The 18,539-nt window shown below is 69.1% G+C and carries 17 protein-coding genes; 11 read left to right on the forward strand and 6 right to left on the reverse strand.

Annotated elements, in window-relative coordinates:
• Positions 1-726: 726 nt before the first annotated feature.
• Positions 727-918: a hypothetical protein gene (locus tag J7E89_RS21005; protein WP_251060861.1), complete on the reverse strand. Its 192-nt coding sequence runs from the start codon at positions 916-918 to the stop codon at positions 727-729.
• A gap of 376 nt (positions 919-1,294) precedes the next feature.
• Positions 1,295-4,321, reverse strand: coding sequence for a BTAD domain-containing putative transcriptional regulator (locus J7E89_RS21010; RefSeq protein WP_214975788.1), 3,027 nt, complete (start codon positions 4,319-4,321; stop codon positions 1,295-1,297).
• A gap of 169 nt (positions 4,322-4,490) precedes the next feature.
• On the opposite strand from J7E89_RS21010, the gene J7E89_RS21015 reads away from it, so the two are divergent.
• Positions 4,491-5,711, forward strand: a complete 1,221-nt coding sequence (locus tag J7E89_RS21015; protein ID WP_214975789.1) for an amidohydrolase family protein — start codon at positions 4,491-4,493, stop codon at positions 5,709-5,711.
• Positions 5,712-5,734: 23 nt separating this feature from the next.
• Here the strand turns inward: J7E89_RS21015 and J7E89_RS21020 are convergent, their stop codons facing one another.
• On the reverse strand, positions 5,735-6,394 hold the full coding sequence (locus J7E89_RS21020) for a hypothetical protein (protein ID WP_251060862.1): 660 nt from the start codon (positions 6,392-6,394) through the stop codon (positions 5,735-5,737).
• 451 nt (positions 6,395-6,845) lie between these two features.
• Here J7E89_RS21020 and J7E89_RS21025 point away from each other — a divergent pair, with 451 nt between their 5' ends.
• From J7E89_RS21025 to J7E89_RS21065, 9 genes are all read left to right on the forward strand, one after another.
• Positions 6,846-7,259 (forward strand): PaaI family thioesterase, encoded by a 414-nt coding sequence (locus J7E89_RS21025; RefSeq protein WP_214975790.1) that lies wholly within the window; start codon positions 6,846-6,848, stop codon positions 7,257-7,259.
• A gap of 32 nt (positions 7,260-7,291) precedes the next feature.
• Complete coding sequence (locus J7E89_RS21030) at positions 7,292-7,582, forward strand: hypothetical protein (protein ID WP_214975791.1); 291 nt, start codon at positions 7,292-7,294, stop codon at positions 7,580-7,582.
• Between the two features lie 148 nt (positions 7,583-7,730).
• On the forward strand, positions 7,731-7,979 hold the full coding sequence (locus J7E89_RS21035; protein ID WP_214975792.1) for an SCO4226 family nickel-binding protein: 249 nt from the start codon (positions 7,731-7,733) through the stop codon (positions 7,977-7,979).
• 214 nt (positions 7,980-8,193) lie between these two features.
• Positions 8,194-9,114: a TIGR03619 family F420-dependent LLM class oxidoreductase gene (locus J7E89_RS21040; protein ID WP_214975793.1), complete on the forward strand. Its 921-nt coding sequence runs from the start codon at positions 8,194-8,196 to the stop codon at positions 9,112-9,114.
• An 11-nt stretch (positions 9,115-9,125) separates the two neighbouring features.
• Entirely contained in the window at positions 9,126-9,911 is a 786-nt protein-coding gene (locus J7E89_RS21045; protein ID WP_214975794.1) for an SDR family NAD(P)-dependent oxidoreductase, read from the forward strand.
• 94 nt (positions 9,912-10,005) lie between these two features.
• Complete coding sequence (locus tag J7E89_RS21050; protein ID WP_214975795.1) at positions 10,006-11,139, forward strand: LLM class flavin-dependent oxidoreductase; 1,134 nt, start codon at positions 10,006-10,008, stop codon at positions 11,137-11,139.
• Positions 11,140-11,412: 273 nt separating this feature from the next.
• On the forward strand, positions 11,413-13,155 hold the full coding sequence (locus J7E89_RS21055) for an amidohydrolase family protein (RefSeq protein ID WP_214975796.1): 1,743 nt from the start codon (positions 11,413-11,415) through the stop codon (positions 13,153-13,155).
• Complete coding sequence (locus J7E89_RS21060) at positions 13,152-14,612, forward strand: aldehyde dehydrogenase family protein (RefSeq protein ID WP_214975797.1); 1,461 nt, start codon at positions 13,152-13,154, stop codon at positions 14,610-14,612. The genes J7E89_RS21055 and J7E89_RS21060 overlap by 4 nt, the downstream gene beginning before the upstream one ends.
• Before the next feature lie 238 nt (positions 14,613-14,850).
• Complete coding sequence (locus tag J7E89_RS21065; RefSeq protein WP_214975798.1) at positions 14,851-16,410, forward strand: APC family permease; 1,560 nt, start codon at positions 14,851-14,853, stop codon at positions 16,408-16,410.
• Between the two features lie 48 nt (positions 16,411-16,458).
• On the opposite strand, the gene J7E89_RS21070 is transcribed toward J7E89_RS21065, so the two are convergent.
• From J7E89_RS21070 to J7E89_RS21080, 3 genes are read right to left on the reverse strand one after another with little or no spacing between them, the layout of a single operon-like run.
• Positions 16,459-16,767: a DUF397 domain-containing protein gene (locus J7E89_RS21070; protein ID WP_214975799.1), complete on the reverse strand. Its 309-nt coding sequence runs from the start codon at positions 16,765-16,767 to the stop codon at positions 16,459-16,461.
• On the reverse strand, positions 16,760-16,942 hold the full coding sequence (locus J7E89_RS21075; protein ID WP_214975800.1) for a DUF397 domain-containing protein: 183 nt from the start codon (positions 16,940-16,942) through the stop codon (positions 16,760-16,762). The genes J7E89_RS21070 and J7E89_RS21075 overlap by 8 nt, the downstream gene beginning before the upstream one ends.
• 10 nt (positions 16,943-16,952) lie before the next feature.
• Complete coding sequence (locus J7E89_RS21080; RefSeq protein ID WP_214975801.1) at positions 16,953-17,804, reverse strand: helix-turn-helix transcriptional regulator; 852 nt, start codon at positions 17,802-17,804, stop codon at positions 16,953-16,955.
• A 235-nt stretch (positions 17,805-18,039) separates the two neighbouring features.
• On the opposite strand from J7E89_RS21080, the gene J7E89_RS21085 reads away from it, so the two are divergent.
• Positions 18,040-18,501 carry an ATP-binding protein gene (locus tag J7E89_RS21085; RefSeq protein ID WP_214975802.1) on the forward strand — a complete coding sequence of 154 codons (462 nt, stop codon included), beginning with the start codon at positions 18,040-18,042 and terminating at the stop codon, positions 18,499-18,501.
• Positions 18,502-18,539: the final 38 nt, after the last annotated feature.

An 18,539-nucleotide genomic window follows, 5' to 3' on the forward strand; every position in this document is an offset into this window, starting at 1 on the left:
GGGCAAACGAATGACCTGATTCGCGGGCAAACGCACGCGCGCCCGGGGTGCTCTGTGCTCGGTGCGTGGCGTTGCCTGCTGGTTGCCCGGGGCCGGTCTCCGAGACCCACCGGCAGCGGTGCCCTACCACCCACCCACACCAGCAACCTGTTTGAGGCCCAACCGGCCACCGGCCGGGGCGGACGCCCAACCCACCCGAGTCCCCCCATTCAACTGCCGCGCCCCACCCGCAGGCCAGATGGTCCGCACGTCGACCCGGATGGCCGGCCACCTGCCTACGTGGGTGAAGCGTGTGCGTGGGAATGGAGATGTCGCACCAGCGGCCGTCCCGTCAGTCGCTGAACCTGGGGCCGAGCCGCCCCCTCAACCTGCCGCGCCCCACTCACCGAGCCCGCCACCCGGCAACGACACACCAGCCACTTCCCGAGCCTTCCCCGTGGGCTCCCCCCGGGGGGCCGCCCCCCAGAAGCATTGCGGCGGAGGTCCGGCGGTCAAGGGTTAAGCGCAGCGCAATCGCCGCAGGCGACGCGACGCAGGAGCGCCCTTGAGGGGCGGACCTCCGCCGCCACCCTCCGAAAAGGCGGCCCCCACACCAGAAGCAAACAACGCCCCAGGCCCACCGCAGCCGGCCCCGCCACCCCCGGCCGCCCCGCGAGCGGCTCCGGACATGCGGCGGCCGCGGTGGCTCCCCTCCGCGCCACCGCGGCCGTTCCCCGTCAGGAAGGTCTACTTGGGCGTCGGGGTCGACGCGTGGCTGTCCTGCGTGGTGAGCTCTTCGCCGGACGCGTGGCTGTCCAGCGGCTTGATGTCGCCGCCCGAGGCGTGGCTGTCCAGCGTGGTGAGCTCTTCGCCCGAGGCGTGGCTGTCCAGCGGCTTGATGTCGCCTGCGGTCTTCTTGGCGTCGCTCATCGTCGTCATCTCCCGTTAGTCGTTCGGTGCTTCAGGTCGGCGATGCCCGCCCGGCGATTCCCCCGTGGATCGCCGGACGGGCATGTCAGGGCCGTTCACCTTAGTGGGGCGGCCTCATCGTCGATCCGTCTGCCCCCCGACGCGACGGCTCGATGGGATTAAGAGTGCCGTCCGGCGATAAACGAACGATGAACGCCGTTGAACGCCGTCGAACGCCGTCCTCGAACGTCACCGAGCGCCGTCGAGCCCCGCCAAAACGTCGCCGAGCTTCGCCGACCGCCGTCGAACCCCGCCAAACCCTGCCGAACTCCGCCAAACCCTGCCGAACGTCGCCGACGTCGCCGAACGCCGCCCGACGTCGCCGAACGCCGTCGTGCAGTGCTCGTCAGGCAGCCGCCACAGGACGTAGGAGCTCGCGCACCTCGTCCGCCTCGGCGGAATCCAACTGTTCGTAGATGGCCAGCGCTTCGCTCCAGCACGCTCTGGCCCTGTCCGGCTGCCCCAGCTTGCTCAGCGCCCGTCCCAGCACAGTGAGCACTGTGCCCCGCCGCCACTCGCCACCAATACCGCGTAGAGCGATCGCCTGTTCCGCATGAGCTGCGGCCAGTGTGTGGCGTCCCGCCGCGAGATGTACTTCTGCCAGGCGGAAGTGGGTAACGCCTTCCCACAGGGGCTGGCGGTTCTCGTGGAAGATTCCCAGCGCCTGGGTCAGCTGGTCGAGCGCCTCGGTGTGCCGGCCGCCCTGGGCCAGGGCGAGGCCGAGAGCGTACCTTCCGTTCGCGAGGCGCAGGGCGAGCCCCAGATGGTCGTAGATCTCGATGCCCTGCTCAGCCAGCTGCACGGCACTGGCTGTGCGGGACAGCGCCAAGTGAATTCGGGAAAGATTGCACAGCGCGCTGGCTTCCCCGGGTCGGTTGCCGTCGGTGCGGAAGGCGGCGATGGCCGTCTGGAGGTAGGCCTCGCCATCCGCGTGCTGGTTGCGGTAGATGGCGAGGATGCCGCGCTCGTTTGGGGCGTTGCCGCTTGTCCACGGGTCCTCAGCGGAGAGTCCGAGCGCCATGGCATGGTGTGCCTCCTCGTCGGCCTCCTCGAATCGCCCCGCAGTGCTGTGCACTTGCGTGAGGGTCGTCCGCGCACGCCCCTCGGCACGGGCATCCCCCGCTGTCCCCGCCGCATCGCGCAGGGCGATGGCCGCAGCCTCGTACCGTCGTGAATTCGCGCCGGATTCCGCGAGGTCCTTCGCCACAATGAGGAGATCCACCGCTCGACGCAGGGTCTGCTTCCCAAGGGACTGCTGTACGCAGGCCAGCAGGCAGTCCGCCTCCGCGTACAGCCAGTCCAGCGCTGTGGAGCGGTCGGCGAATTCAAGTCCCGCGTAGTCGGTCCGCTCCAGATGGTCGACCGTCCGGTCCCCCGGCCGCTCCAGCGCGTACACCGCCGCCGCCGTGGCCAGGTAGAAGTCCAGCAGCCGCGACAGCGCCAGCTCGCGTTCCACCGGGGGTTGTTCGTCGCGTTCCGCGCAGGCGCGGGCGTAGAGGCGGACCAGGTCGTGGTAGCGGTAGCGGCCGGGGGCCGCTGATTCCAGGAGGGACGTGTCGACCAGGGATTCCAGGAGGTCTTCCGTGGTCTGGAGGGGCTCGTCCAGTACGGCCGCCGCCGCGGCCAGCGAGATGTCCGGGCCGTCCGCCAGGCCCAGGAGGCGGAAGGCGCGGGCCTGCTGCGGCTCCAGCTGGCCGTAGCCGAGCTCGAAGGTCGCCTTTACGGCCAGGTCGCCGGCCTGGAGTTCGTCGAGGCGGCGGCGTTCGTCCGCCAGCTTCGCCGCCAGGACCGAGACCGTCCACGTGCGGCGCGCCGCCAGGCGGGAGGCCGCGATGCGGATGGCCAGGGGGAGGAAGCCGCACGCGCCTACGACGTCGAGCGCCGCCTCGCGTTCGGAGGCTACGCGCTCCGCTCCCACGATCTTCGTGAAGAGCTGCAACGCCTCCTCGGGGGACATCACGTCCAAATCAACCAGGTGAGCTCCGGCCAGGTCCACCATCCGCGCCCGGCTCGTCACCAGCGCCGCGCACCCCGTCGTCCCGGGGAGGAGGGGGCGGATCTGGGATGCGTCCCGGGCGTTGTCCAGCAGGACGAGGATGCGGCGGCCGTCGAGGGTTGAGCGGTAGAGGGCCGCGCGCTCGTCCAGGGTGTCGGGGATCGAGGTGTCGGGGGTGCCGAGCGCTCGCAGGAACGCGCCCAGGACCGTTTCCGGCTCGGCTGCTCGCGAACCGGCGCCTTGCAGGTCTACGTACAGCTGGCCGTCCGGGAAGTGTGAGCGGGCCGCGTGCGCCACGTGCACCGCGAGGGTCGTTTTGCCTACGCCGCCGATCCCGGCCAGCGCCGACACCGCCATGACGCTCGTCTCGGCCGTGGCCAGGCGGTCGCCCAGTTCGCGTACGAAGGATGACCGGCCGGTGAAATCGGGGACGGTCGCCGGGAGCTGTGCGGGGCGTACGACCGTGGGGGCCGCCGACGGCGCCGGTTCCACCGGGCGGGCCAGGTCCGCGTCCGCCTCCAGGATGCGCTGCTGGAGCTGCGAGAGCTCGGGGCGCGGGTCCACGCCCAGCTCGTCGGCGAGCAGGCGGCGCGTATCGGCGTATACGGCGAGGGCTTCCGCCTGGCGGCCGCTGCGGTAAAGCGCGAGCATGAGCAGTTCACGGAGGCGCTCCCGCAAGGGGTGGGCCGCCGTGAGCGCGGTCAGCTCGGAGATCGCCTCCGCGTGGCAGCCGACCTCCAGGTCCAGGTCGAGGCGGGTCTCGGTGAGCTGGAGCCGCCACTCCTCCAGCCGGGCCCGCTGGTTCTCGGCGTACGGTCCCGGGACCGACGCCAGCGGTTCGCCGTCCCACAGGCCGAGCGCCTTGTTGATCAGCGTACGGGCCTGGCAGCGGTCGCCGGAGGCGCGGGACTTCTCGGCGTCGGCGGCCAGTTCCTGCGCGACGGCCAGGTCGAGGGTGTCGGAGCCCGGTCGTATCGCGTACCCGCCGGACTCGCTGACCAGCACCCCCGGGTCCAGCGCCTTGCGCAGCCTGGAGGCGTACGTCCGTACCGCCGCCAGCGCCTGTGACGGCGGCTCCTCGCCCCAGATCGCGTCGATCAGCTCGGACGCGGTCGCGGTGCGGCCGTCGCGGAGCAGGAGGGCGGCCAGCAGGGCGCGTTGCTGCGGGGAACCGGTGTTGAGGGATTCGCCGCCGCGCCAGGCACGGACGGGACCGAGCACGCTGAAGCGCACCGCCTCGGTGAGTTCTTGCTGCTGCTGGTGTTCCTGCTCCTGCTCCTGTTGGTTCTGGTTCTGGTTCTCGTGCTGAGTGCCCTCGTCGGGGCGCGGACCGGAAGCCGGAGTCCGCTGCTCCGGGACCCGTGGTACGCCGTCCATCGCACTCCCCCTGCCTCTGCTGCCGCCTGCGGTCTGCCCTTACCGCCCAGTCGCAAGGGCCAGTTTGCCTTGTCCATGGCGAATGCGTCAGCACTGGAAGGCGCCTACCCATTACCTACCCACGCCCAGCTAGCTGACGGATCGTCAGATCGACGCTACCTTGGATCGTATGGAGACCTTCCCGGAGATCATCTCGGTGGACGACCACACGGTTGAGCCCCCCAACGTCTGGCGGGACCGGCTCCCGTCCAAGTACAAGGACTCCGGTCCGCGCATCGTCCGCGCCCCGCTGAAGGAAATGACCTTCCTCGGCGGGAAATTCGCCCCTGTGATGGGCGCCAAGGGCGATGACGGGCCGGTCGGTGACTGGTGGGTGTACGAGGACCTGCACCGCCCGCTGACCAGGCTCGACACGGCGGTCGGGTACGACAGGGACGAGATCAAACTCGAAGTCATCACGTACGAGCAGATGCGGCCGGGTTCGTACTCCGTCCCCGACCGCCTCGCCGACATGGACGTCAACCACGTCCAGTCGGCCCTCTGCTTCCCCACCTTCCCGCGCTTCTGCGGCCAGACGTTCACCGAGGCCAAGGACCGCGAGCTGGGACTGCTCGGCGTCCGGGCGTACAACGACTGGATGGTGGAGGAGTGGTGCGGTCCGGACGCCCGCGGCCGCCTCATACCGCTCACTCTCATACCCCTCTGGGACGCCGGACTCGCCGCCGCCGAAGTCCGCAGGAACGCGGCGCGCGGCGTCCGTGCGGTCGCGTTCTCCGAAATACCCCCGCATCTGGGCCTGCCCTCCATCCACACCGACGAGTGGGATCCCTTCCTGCGCGCTTGCGACGAGACCGGAACGGTCATCGCGATGCACATCGGATCGTCGAGCCGGATGCCGTCGACCTCGGCCGACGCCCCGCCGGCGGTCGGCTCGACGATCACCTTCGCCAACTGCTGTTTCTCGATGGTCGACTGGTTGATGAGCGGCAAGTTCGAGCGCTTCCCGAACCTGAAGATCATGTACGCCGAGGGGCAGATCGGGTGGATTCCGTACATCCTGGAGCGCGCTGACGTCGTCTGGGAGGAGAACCGCGGTTGGGGCGGCGTGGCCGACAAGGTGCTGCGGCCGCCGTCCGAGCTCTTCACGCAGCACGTGTACGGCTGCTTCTTCGACGACGCGTTCGGTCTCAAGAACCTCGACGCGATCGGCGTGGGCAACGTCCTGTACGAGACGGACTACCCGCACTCCGACTCCACCTGGCCCAAGTCGAGGGAGGTCGGCGAGCAGCAGATGGGGCACCTGGACGGGGACGTGGTGGACCGGATCGTACGGCGCAACGCGATCGAGCTGCTCGGGCTCACCGGCGAAGGACTGTGGCCGGGGCAGTGATCGGGGCCGTGACCGGGTGAAACTCAGCCCAGCGGCCGGCGCATCTCGTCCCGCACTTCCAGCACACGCGCGGCCACCTTCTCCAGATCGACTTCCTCGGGGGCCTGCGACACAGTTTCCTTGCCGACCTCGGCCACGACCGCACTGGTGTTGTCGTCGGCCCATGCGCACATGGGCACGGTGGCCTTGGTCCCGGCCTGGTCGGAGGTCATCACCTGGCAGCTCAGTGACAGATCCGCTCCTGCGGGTGTGATCTCCTCGGCGGGCACGGCAAGGGTCACGTTTTCCCCTTGGGAAGCCCCACGCAACAGGCTCGCGCGCGCGTCCTCGGGGTGCCGGATCTGGCCGTAGAACCCGGAGAGGGTGAGAACCTCTCCGGACTCGGCGCCGCCCTTCCCCGTGTACTGCGCCGCGACGCCCGTCCAATTCTTCATGTCACTCTTGTCCCAGCTGCCGCCGCTCTCCTGTGGGGCGGAGCTGGACAGGTCGTCGGCCAGTGTGTACTTCCCGCCCAGAAGGGACTTGGGCAAGGTGAGCTTGTACTCGGCGTCGGGATAGGAACTGGCGGGCCCTTCACCACGGTTGGCCATAGTGGCACCTACGCGCGCGATGACAGCGAAAACCACGAGCCCGATAATGCTCAACGTCACGATCAGCGCGGTGTTGGTCTTCTTCGGCGGCATCGGCGGCGGCCCGCCCCATCCACCCGGTTGCGGCTGCTGGCCATACGGCTGCCCTGGGAAGGGCTGTTGCTGCTGCGGGTACGGGTAGCCCCCGTACGGCCCGGGCTGCGGCGGTTGTTGCCCGTACGGTCCCGGCTGCGGCTGCGGCTGTTGATAACTCATCCTGCGAGATCCCCCGTTGTTGCTCTGTTCTGCTACTGCCCCGGCCCGGCCGGGAAAATGGAGCCGCCGCTTCATCTGGAGATCGGCCCCCGCCTTCGCCGGCCGCAGCCTCGACACCTCACCGTGCATACCGGCCGGTCCCGTTGGGCGTTGCGTATGCGAAACACCAACGTATCTGATCACTTGTGCGATTGTCTGAAGGTGGTGGTGGTGGTGGTGGTGCGGCGAGCGCAGCCGGCACACCGGCCGACCCCTGGTGGCAGCCGGGGCCGGGCGGGATCATCTACGCATGACATTGACCCTCGCCGAAGCCGAAAAGATCCTCGCCGACAACTTCGCTCCCTGGGTGCTCGACCTCGGCCTGGCCGTCGTTGAAACCGGCGAGCACCATGCGGTGCTGCGGCTGCCTTGGTCGGACCGGCTGGCCCGGGAGGGCGGGGGCATGTCCGGGCAGGCGCTCATGGCCGCCGCGGACACCGCGACGGTCATCGCCGTGTCCGCGGCCCGCGGCGCGTTCGTTCCCATGACCACCGTCCAGCAGTCGACGTCCTTCCAGCGCGCGGTCATCGGCGCGGACGTCGTGCTCGACGCGCGTGTCACCAAACTGGGCAAGCGCATGGCTTTCGCCGACATCAGCATGACCGCCGCCGGATCTCGGGACCCCGCAGCCCGCGCCTCTGCCGTCTACGCGCTGCTGGGATGACCCGGGAGACAGGCGCGCACTGTTTTGCCGACGTGCGGTCTCGGGTACCAGGAGACTTCTCCACCGAGCAGGCGTACCACGAGCAAACCTCGGCCGCTCTCCGCGTCGTTGACCCCGTCGCCCGTCACGTCGAGCAGGCGACCGCACCGGCCGCCATGAGCCCGGCAGGAAGGGGCTTCGAGGAGGAGAAGGCGGCCGCCGGCCTGGAAGGCATCGCTGTACACGGCATCGAGGGGCCCGCGTGGACTCGCGACCGCGACCGCCGGTCCTCTGTCCGGCTGCTGCCCCCGGTTGTTCCGGCAGCCGGCGCTTGGCGCTGTTGACTCTCCGTGCTCGTTACGGCGCCGTGCGTACCGGTGCGTGCGGCGGCGACAGGCCGATACGTATGAGCTCTGACCCCGGCTCGCCCCGGTGCGGGGGCGGGCGCACGATGGGAGGAGGAGATGACGAGACGACGGGAGGTGGCGGGCGATGATCGCATTCATGGACGTCCACCACGACATGAAGGGCATCACGGCTGAGCAGTTGTCGGCGGCGCACCGGGCCGATCTGGAGATCGAGGCGGAAGAAGGAGTGCACTTCGAGCGCGCGTGGGCCGACCCCGAGGCCGGGGTCGTGTACTGCCTCTCCGAGGCGCCCTCCGCGGATGCGGTACAGCGCATCCACGAGCGAACCGGTCACCCGGCGAGCGAGATCCACGCCGTGCCGCTTTCCGTCTAGCAACGCCCGGCTGGTCGCGCGGCCCGCCCTGCAGCCGCAGCCGTTCGTACGGCGCCCCCTGGGGGAGCCGCTCGGGCGGCTGTCGGGCTGTCGCCGCACAGAACGGCCGGGTGCGCGAGCCGACCTGCCCCCGCCCCTTGTCTGATGGACCGTCAGGAACGACGATGGCCACCTTGGTCATTCGTGACGGCCCATCAGATGAGGTGGCGTTCCCATGGTGATGTACGGGATGCAGCTCCCGGTCCAGTCGCAGAGCACCCTCTACGCCGAGTCGTGGGAGGCCGAGGCCGGGCCGGGGGATCTCGCCGAGGTGGCCAGGACCGCCGACCGCTGCGGTTTCGCCTACATCGCGTGCTGCGACCACATCGCGATCCCGCGTCGGCTGGCCGACGCGATGAGCACCGTCTGGTACGACCCCGTCGCCACCCTCTCCTTCCTCGCCGGCGTCACCGAGCGCGTTCTGCTGCTCAGCCACGTCGCCGTCGTCGGCTTGCGGCATCCGCTCGCCTCGGCCAAGCAGTACGCGACGCTCGACCGCCTCTCCGGCGGGCGGCTGATCCTCGGGGTCGGCGCCGGGCACGTGCGGGAGGAGTTCGAGGCGGTCGGCGCGGACTTCGGCGGGCGTGGCGGCGTACTCGACGAGACGATCGACGCGCTCAGGGCAGCGCTGGGGCAGGACGAGTACCCCGAGTTCTCGGGGGAGCGGTACGCCTTCAGGGGGCTCGGGCAGAGGCCGCGCCCGGCGCAGGAGCGCGTGCCCGTGTGGGTGGGCGGGTCGTCGCCTGCCGCCGTGCGCCGGGCGGCTTTGCGCGGGGACGGGTGGCTTCCGCAGGGGGATCAGCGCGATCGGCTGCCGCAGCAGATCGCCAGGCTGAAAGCGATCCGCGAGGGGGCGGGGGTCGTGAGCCCCCTCACCGTCGGTGCGATCACCGAGCCGCTGTACGTCGGCGACGCGGCCTGGGACGTCGGGCGGCGGACGGTGGCCGGGAAGCCGGAGGCGATCGCCGAGTCGCTGCGGGCGTACGGCGCGATGGGTGTGCACCAGATCCAGGTGCGGTTCCGCAGCCGGAGCCGCACCGAACTGACCGACCAGATGGCGGCGTTCGCCGCCGAAGTGGCCCCGCACCTGAACTGAGGAGACCTGGTATGGGCAAGCTGGACGGGCGCGTCGTCGTCATTACGGGCGCGGCGCGCGGGCAGGGTGAGCAGGAGGCGCGGCTCTTCGTGGCGGAAGGCGCGAAGGTGGTGCTGGCCGATGTGCTGGACGAGCAGGGCGAGGCGCTCGCCAAGGAGCTCGGGGAGAGCGTCGCGACGTACGTCCATCTCGATGTGAGCCAGGAGGCGGACTGGGCTGCTGCCGTGGCCGCCGCCAAGGGCGCCTTCGGGAAGATCGACGGGCTGGTCAACAACGCGGGGATTCTGCGGTTCAACGAGCTGGTGAACACCCCGCTGGAGGAGTTCCAGCAGGTGGTGCAGGTCAACCAGGTGGGCGCCTTTTTGGGGATCAGGACCGTGGCGCCCCAGATCGAGGCGGCCGGTGGCGGGACCATCGTCAATACGGCGTCGTACACGGCCCTGACGGGCATGGCTTTCGTGGGTGCGTACGCCGCCACGAAGCACGCGATTCTCGGGCTGACCAGGGTCGCGGCCGTGGAGCTGGCGGGGAAGAGGATACGGGTGAACGCGGTGTGCCCGGGGGCCGTGGACACGCCGATGACGAATCCGGCCGCGCTGGATCCGACGGCCGATCCGGTGGAGGCCAAGGCCGCCGTTGACGAGCTCTACAAGAAGCTCGTGCCGATGGGGCGGATCGGGCAGCCGGAGGAGGTTGCGGCGCTGGCGCTGTTCCTGACCGGGGACGACTCGTCGTACATCACGGGTCAGCCGTTCGTCATCGACGGCGGGTGGCTGGCGGGCGTCAGTCTGTTCTGACGGTGTATCAGGTATTGACGGTCCGAAGGGGCAGTGGAACAGTCGTGGGCATCCGTAACTGACGGTGTGTCAGTTTCTCCGAAGGAGAAGTACCTTGGAATTCGGGCTCTTTGTACAGGGGTACGTGCCGGCCGCGCGTGCCAAGGCCGACCCCGAGGCGGAGCACAAGGCGCTGATGGAGGAGACCGAGTACGTCATCCAGGCGGACAAGTCCGGCTTCAAGTACGCCTGGGCCTCCGAGCACCACTTCCTGGAGGAGTACTCGCACCTCTCCGCGAACGACGTCTTCCTCGGGTACCTCGCGCACGCGACTGATCGGATTCACCTCGGGTCGGGGATCTTCAATCCGCTGGCGCCGGTGAATCATCCGGTGAAGGTCGCCGAGAAGGTGGCGATGCTGGACCACCTGTCGGAGGGACGCTTCGAGTTCGGGTCGGGGCGCGGGGCCGGCAGCCACGAGATTCTCGGCTTCATGCCGGGGATCACGGACATGAACCACACCAAGGAGATCTGGGAGGAGACGATCTCCGAGTTCCCCAAGATGTGGCTCCAGGACGAGTACGTCGGCTTCCAGGGCAAGCACTGGTCGCTGCCGCCGCGGAAGATCCTGCCGAAGCCGTACGGGAAGTCGCACCCGGCGATGTGGTACGCCGCCGGGTCGCCGTCGTCGTACGCCATGGCGGGGAAGAAGGGGCTCGGGGTGCTGGGCTTCAGCGTGCAGAAGGTCTCCGACATGGAGTGGGTCGTCGAGTCGTACAAGAACGCGGTGAAGGACGCGGAGCCGATCGGGGGCTTCGTCAACGACAACGTGATGGTGACGTCGACCGCTATTTGTGCGGAGACGCACGAGAAGGCGGTCGAGATCGCGGTGGGGGGAGGGCTGAACTATCTGCAGTCGTTGCTCTTCCGGTACCACGACACGTTTCCGCGGCCGGAGGGGATTCCGGAGTGGCCGGAGCTGCTGCCGGAGTATTCGGCGGAGATCATCGAGCTGCTCATCGCTGAGGAGCTGATGATCTGCGGGGATCCGGACGAGGTGCTGCGGCAGTGCGAGCGGTGGGAGCAGGCGGGGGCGGATCAGCTTTCGTTCGGGTTGCCGATCGGGGTGTCGCCGCAGGACACGATGACGACGATCAAGCTGATCGGTGAGCACGTGATTCCGAAGATCGATACGGATCCGGTGCACCGGACTACGCGGTTCCGCGGGGCGGCGGTGGAGGGCGGCTGAGTGGCTGGGGGGCCGGCCGCTGGGGGGCCTTTACCCGAGCGGCAGCATATCCAGCCCTTCCGGCGTTTGAGGACACGCCCGAAGGGCGTCTGTGTTGTCCGGGGGCTGGGGAGCTGGGGGCTTGCCCCAGTTCGGGGAGGGGCGGGTAGGGGACAAGCCCCGCGCAGCGGCCCACGCCCGCACCCGCAACCCGCACCCGCAACCCGCACCCGCAACCCGCACCCGCAACCCGCACCCGCACCCACCTTTCCACTCCCACCCGAAGGGACCGCCATGCTCGACCACCTCATCCGCGGAGCCACCGTCGTGGACGGCACCGGCGCCCCCGCCTACGTCGCCGACGTAGGCATCCGAGAAGGCCGCATCGCCGTGATCGCCGCGCCCGGCACCGTCGACGAGGCCGCCCGTACCAGCGAGAACGCCCAAGGCTTCGTACTCGCCCCCGGGTTCGTCGACCCGCACACCCACTACGACGCCCAGCTCTTCTGGGACCCGTACGCCACCCCGTCCCTCAACCACGGCGTCACCACCGTCGCCGGCGGCAACTGCGGCTTCACCCTCGCGCCGCTGCACCCCGACCGTCCCGAGGACGCCGACTACACGCGCCGCATGATGTCGAAGGTCGAGGGCATGTCCCTCGTCGCACTCGAAGAGGGCGCCCCCTGGAACTGGCACACCTTCGGCGAATACCTCGACGCCCTCGAAGGCCGCATAGCCGTCAACGCCGGCTTCATGGTCGGCCACTGCGCCCTGCGCCGCCACGTCATGGGCCCCGACGCCGTAAGCGGGCAGCAGCCCACCGAGCAGCAGATGGCGCGCATGCTCCAGCTGCTCCACGACGCGATGGACGCCGGCGCCTGGGGGCTCTCCACCACCCAGTCGTCCACCCACTCCGACGGTGACGGCCGCCCCGTCGCCTCCCGGCACGCCAAGCCCGCCGAGCTGATCACCCTCGCCCGGGCCGTCGGCCGGCACGAGGGCACCCAGCTGGAGGCGATCGTCGCCGGCTGCCTCGACCAGTTCACGGACGACGAGATCGACCTGTTCGTCGAGATGACGACCGCCGCCGGCCGCCCGCTCAACTGGAACGTACTGACCATCGACGCGGCAGTCCCCACCCGCGTCCCGCGCCAATTGCAGGCCAGCGAACGCGCCCGGCAGGCCGGCGGCCGGATCGTCGCCCTCACCATGCCGATCCTGACCCCCATGAACATGTCCCTCGGCACCTTCTGCGCGCTCAACCTCATTCCCGGCTGGGGCGACATCCTCGGCCTCCCCGTTCCCGAGCGCGTCGAGAAGCTCCGCGACCCGGACGTACGGAGGGAAATGCTGCGCCGCGCCGACAGCAAGGAGGCCGGCGTCTTCCGGCGCCTCGCCAACTTCGAGCGGTACGTCATCGGTGACACGTACTCCGATGCAAACGCGGGCCTCAGCGGACGCGTCGTACGCGACATCGCCGCCGAACGCGGCCAGGACCCCTTCCACTGCCTGGTCGAAATCTCCGCCAACGACCAGCTCCGCACCGTCCTGTGGCCGATGCCCGCCGACAACGACCCCGCCAGCTGGGAACTGCGGCAGCGCACCTGGCAGCACGAGGACGTCCTGCTCGGCGGCTCCGACGCCGGGGCCCACCTGGACCGGATGTGCGGGGCGCCGTACACGACACGCTTCATCGGCGACTGCCTGCGCGGCCGAAAGCTGGTGTCACTCGAACAGGCCGTGAAGATGCTGACCGACGACCCCGCCCAGCTCTTCGGCCTGCGCGAGCGCGGACGTATAGAGGAGGGCTTCCACGCGGACCTCGTCCTCTTCGACCCCGAGCGGATCGAGGCGGCCCCGGCCACGCTGGTGCACGACCTCCCGGGCGACAGCCCACGGCTCGACTCGAAGGCGATCGGCATCGTGTCCGTACGCGTCAATGGCGTCGAGGCGATACGCGACGACCAGGTCACGGGGGCGGTGCCGGGCACGGTGCTGCGCTCGGGCCGGGACACGAGGACGGTGGCGACAAAGTGAAGGGCGGCGCCGAGCGACTGTTCATCGGCGGCGAGTGGACCGAGCCGGACGGCGGCCACTACGAGGTGATCAACCCGGCCACGGAGGAAGTGGCCGGGCTTGCGCCGGAGGCCGGCCGCCGGCAGGTGTACGCCGCCGCTTCCGCCGCCAGGGCCGCCTTCCCGGCCTGGTCCCGCACCGCCCCCGAGGAGCGCGCCGCGATCCTCGACCGGGCCGCCGACCTCATCCAGCGCGACTCGGCGGCGTACGCCGAACTCGCCCGGGCCGAGACCGGCGCCACCACCGCGACCGCACTCGGCATGCAGGTCGCCGTCGGCGCCGCACGCTTCCGGCGCTACGCGCGCGGGGCGCTGGAGCCCGTCGAGACCGGGCTGCCGCCGCAGGTCAATCCGGCGGGCCCGATGGGGAAGGCGGGGATCTTCGGCGCCCTGGCCGTCCGTCAGCCGGTCGGCGTCGTCACCTGCATCACGTCGTACAACAACCCCTGGGCCAACGCGGCCGGCAAGGTCGCGCCCGCGCTCGCCATGGGCAACACGGTCGTCGTGAAGCCCGCCCCGCAGGACCCGCTGTCCGTCTACCGCATGGCGGCGGCGCTGGCGGAGGCCGGAGTTCCGCCCGGTGTCGTGAACGTCGTCACCGGCTCCGCGCCCGCCGTCGGTGAGGCCGCCGTCGACTCGCCGGACGTCGACATGGTCAGCTTCACCGGGTCCACGGCGGTCGGACAGCGCATCGCCGAAGTCTGCGGGCGCGGCATGAAGCGTCAGCTCATGGAGCTGGGCGGTAAGGGGGCGGCGGTCGTGTTCGACGACGCCGACCTCGACTCGGCCGTCATGGGGATAGGGACGACGTTCTCCTTCTACAGCGGACAGATCTGCACCGCCCCGACCCGCGTGATCGCCCAGCGCGGTATATACGAGCGGCTCGTGGAGAAGCTGTCCGGTTACGTCGGCTTCCTCACGATGGGTGACCCGGCCGCCCCGGGGACGGTCGTCGGCCCGGTGATCTCCGCCGCCCACCGTGACCGCGTCGAGTCGTACATCGAGCTGGGCAAGAAGGAGGGCGCCCGGCTGGTCGCGGGCGGGGAGCGTCCGTCGTACGACAAGGGGTTCTATGTGGCGCCCACCCTCTTCGCCGGCTGTACGAACGACATGCGCGTCGTCCGCGAGGAGATCTTCGGCCCGGTCGTCGTGGTCGTCCCCTTCGACGGTGACGAGGAGGAAGCCGTCGCACTCGCCAACGACAGCGACTTCGGGCTCATCGACTACGTCTGGTCGGGGGATGTGGCCAGGGCCTTCCGGATCGCGCGGCGACTGCGGGCCGGCGGGGTCGGCGTGAACACGATCGGGCGGAACATGGAGGCGCCGTTCGGCGGCTTCAAGAAGAGCGGAGTGGGGCGGGACGTCGGCTCGTACGCGCTGCACGCGTACAGCGAGACGCAGGCGATCGTCTGGACCTGATGAACCGGACGAGCCCTCCGAAAAGACATACGGGAAACTTTTGAAACGGGCATAACGGACAGCGTTGCGGTTTCCGCAGCATGGAAGTTTTCGTAATGACCTGGCAATGGCTGCCCGCGAGTCGCTTGTGACCTTCAATACTCAACCAATGAGTCGTTCGGCACCGACAATTGCAAGGATCTTTGGAGCGGAGTCAAGTGCTCCGGATGTGGAAAGCGTAGCCGTTAACGTCGCGCTTATGACTCATGTGGAAGCACGGCCCCAGGCCGGAGACACGGTAAGCGACGCCCCCTCGGTGGAGGCTGGCGTACGCGAAAAGGGCCTGGGCGGGAATTCCGTCGGCCTCATGGGCAACGCCGTCATCGGCATCTCCACCGTTGCACCCGTTTACTGCCTCACGGCCACGCTGGGCCCCACGGTCGCCGAGGTTGGGCTGCAGATGCCCGCAGTCTTCCTCGCAGGATTCCTGCCGATGCTGCTGGTGGCCTTCGCATACCGCGAGCTGAACAAGGCCATACCCGACTGCGGCACCTCCTTCACCTGGTCGGTGAAGGCCTTCGGGCCTCGTATCGGCTGGATGTGCGGCTGGGGCCTGCTGGTCGCCACCATCGTGGTGCTCTCGAACCTCGCGGGCGTCGCGACATCCTTCTTCTACTTGCTCCTGGGTGAGCTGACCGGCAGTGCGGACGTCGCCGCGCTTGACGACAACAAGGCCGCCCACATCCTCACCACGCTGGCCTTCATCGCTATCGCCACGGCGATCAGCTACCGCGGTATCACCGCCACCAAGTGGGTCCAGTACGCCCTGGTCGGGCTGCAGCTGGCCGTGCTCCTGATGTTCGTCTACATGGCGCTCACCAAGTCCGGCGAGGTCGCCAACTCGATCGACTTCTCCTGGTCCTGGATGAACCCCTTCGCGGTCGAGTCCTTCGCCGCCTTCACCGCGGGCCTGTCCCTCTCGATCTTCATCTACTGGGGCTGGGACGCCTGCCTGTCGATCAACGAGGAGAGCACCGGCAGCGCCAAGACGCCCGGCCGCGCCGCGACGCTCGCCATGATCGTGATCGTCGTCTCGTACCTGATGGTCGCCATCGCCGCGCAGATGTACGCCGGTGTCGGCGAGAAGGGCACCGGCCTCGGCAACCCGGAGACCTCCGACAACGTCTTCGCCGTCCTCGCCGAACCGATCATGGGATCGGGTCTGGGCATCCTGCTCTTCCTCGCGGTCGTGGCCTCCGCCGCCGCGAGCCTGCAGACCACCTTCATCCCGGTCGCGCGCACCGCCCTGGCGATGAGCACCTACAAGGCCATGCCGGCCTCCTTCTCGAAGGTGCACCCGCGCTTCAAGACCCCTGGTCGCGCGACCGTCATCGCGGGCGTCGCCACCGGCGTCTTCTACGCGGTGATGACCCTGCTCAGTGAGAACGTCCTCGTCGACACGATCTACGCGCTCGGCCTGATGATCTGCTTCTACTACGCGATCACCGCGTTCGCCTGCGTCTGGTACTTCCGCCGCGAGCTGCGCAGCTCGGCGCGCAACCTGATGGTCAAGGGCATCTTCCCGGGCGTCGGCGCCCTTATGCTCACCGCCGTCTTCGGCCAGACGCTGTACGACATGTGGGACCCGGCGTACGGCAGCGGCAGCTCGCTCTTCGGTGTCGGTTCGGTCTTCGTGATCGGTGTCGGCCTGCTGCTGCTCGGTGCGGTGCTCATGTTCGCCATGCAGCGCGTCAGCCCGGCGTTCTTCCGCGGCGAGGTCCTGACGCAGGACACCCCGGCGCTGGTCGTCGAGGACTGATCGCGCCGAGTCCGCCCAGCCGGACGACGTACCGACGACATACCTGAGTCATGAAGGGCCGGGGAAGCCGAATACGGCTTCCCCGGCCCTCTGTCGTCGGCCGACTGGGCTCAAGCCTGCGGTGTGGGACTCAATGAGCGCCGCGTGCCACCGCTGGACAAGGCGGGCTGGCCATGGGCGACCTGGCATGAGGCTCTGGAGCAGGGCCTTCCACGTGGTGGGGGTTGTGCTGAGTACGGCTTGGGCCGGGTCCGCGCTCTCGGTCAGCAGGACCGTTCCTTCGTGGGCGGCTGTGTGCAGACACGCCTCGCCTTCTTGGCAGTACGACGACTTGTGCCACGCCAGCGCTTCACTCATGGTCGGCCTTTATATGCAGGAGCAGGGCGGCCAGTGTGGCGGGGGTCGTGTTGAGTGTCGCGTGGCTGGGGTCTGCGCTCTCGGTCAGGAGGACGACTTGGCCGTTGGCTGCCACGTGGACGCAGGACTCGCCCTGTCCGCAGAACGATGACTTCTGCCACTCAGCGGTTTGCATCAGGTTCCTTTCACAGGTCGTGCGTCAGGTTGTGGATGAGGTCGCGTGACGCGGAAGGCCCCAGGGCTACGGCCTCCATCCGGGCAAGAAGCACCCGGTACATCTCCAACTGGGCCTCGGCGTCCACAAGCGCAGGCCCATGTGACTGGTCCAGCGAGACGGTGTCGAGTTGGGGAGCCGGGCCGTACGCATACAAGATCGTCTGTCCGGAACCCGGGTAGGCGCCGATAGCGAACGGGATCACCTGGATGGTGATGTGCTCTCGTTGGCTCTGCTCGATCAAGTGCTCCAGCTGTCGCTTGGCGACAGACGGGCCGCCGACAGGCACGCGCAAAGCGGCTTCGTGGATGACCGCGTGGAACGGTGCTGGATCTGATCGGTCAAGCACCGCCTGCCGCTGGAGCCGGTGGTTCACACGGTGCTCAACCTCGGTACGCGAGAACTCTGGGACGACTTGCCGGAAGATCTCGCGGGCATGGTCCGTGATTTGAATCAGCCCCGGGATGTGTGACGTGGTGGCGGACCGCAGCCGGGTGGCGTGGTGCTCCAGCTCGGCAAGGTCCAGTAGCGGCGTCGGGAGCACTTCCCGGAATGTCTCCCACCAGCCACTCTTGCGCTCGGTGGCCAACGCGACGAGGGCCTCGATGTAGGCGTCGTCGTAGCAGCGGTAGTTGCGCGCCATCGCGTACAGACGCTCGGGGCTCACACCGAACCGGCTGGCCTCGATGTTGCTGAGCTGGGCCTGGCTGATGCCGAGCAGGCTTGCACCCTCGGTGGCCGACAGTCCTGCTCGCTCGCGGAGTCTCCGCAACTCCGTGCCCAGGCGCAGGCGCCGTGCCGTGGGAGTGACCCTTGCGGCCATTCCTCAACTTCCTTTCGTCCGCGAGGCATTGAGTGTGTCACCCACAAGGGGGAAAGGCTCATGTAATTGCCGAATCCGCAAACACTTTATGCCTGGAGCGCGCTAGCTTGTGACTCAGGCCACTCGTCCGGGAGTACACCGCTCGACGGAGCGGCAACGTCAACGGGCACCGCACCGCACCATCCACCCATCACGCGCGTCACGGTCCAACTCCCCACAGCGATCGGAGACTTCCATGGCCACCGTAAACCCGCCCTGGGCCTACACCCTCCATCTTCCGCACGATCCCCGCGCTCCCGGAATCGCCCGCGCGACCCTGCGGGCCGTACTGGACACGTACGAGCTGGCCGAACTCGCTGATACGGCCGAACTGTTGGCGTCGGAGCTCGTCACCAACGCTCACCGTCACACCGACAGCCCGTATGCCTTCCGCCTTCGTCCCGTCGGCCCCGACCGCTTGCGCCTCGCCGTGTGGGATGCGAACCCGTTCATCCCCGCATCGTTCAGCGGGGCGCCCGGCGAGATGGCGGCGCTTGCCGACGAGACCGCCGAGGGGGGCCGGGGTCTCGAGCTCGTCCAGGCGTGCGCGGACAGGTGGGGCGGTTACGCGCTCGGCAGCGCGTACTACCCCGGGCGGCCGGGCGGCGGGAAGTTGCTGTGGGCCGAGTGCGGACGCAAGGGCCGTGAGACGTGGTGAGGCCGCCCGCGCTGCCGGTGGCGGATGGCGCGCTATGT

It is taken from the genome of Streptomyces sp. ISL-100 (assembly GCF_018614615.1).
Classification (GTDB): domain Bacteria; phylum Actinomycetota; class Actinomycetes; order Streptomycetales; family Streptomycetaceae; genus Streptomyces.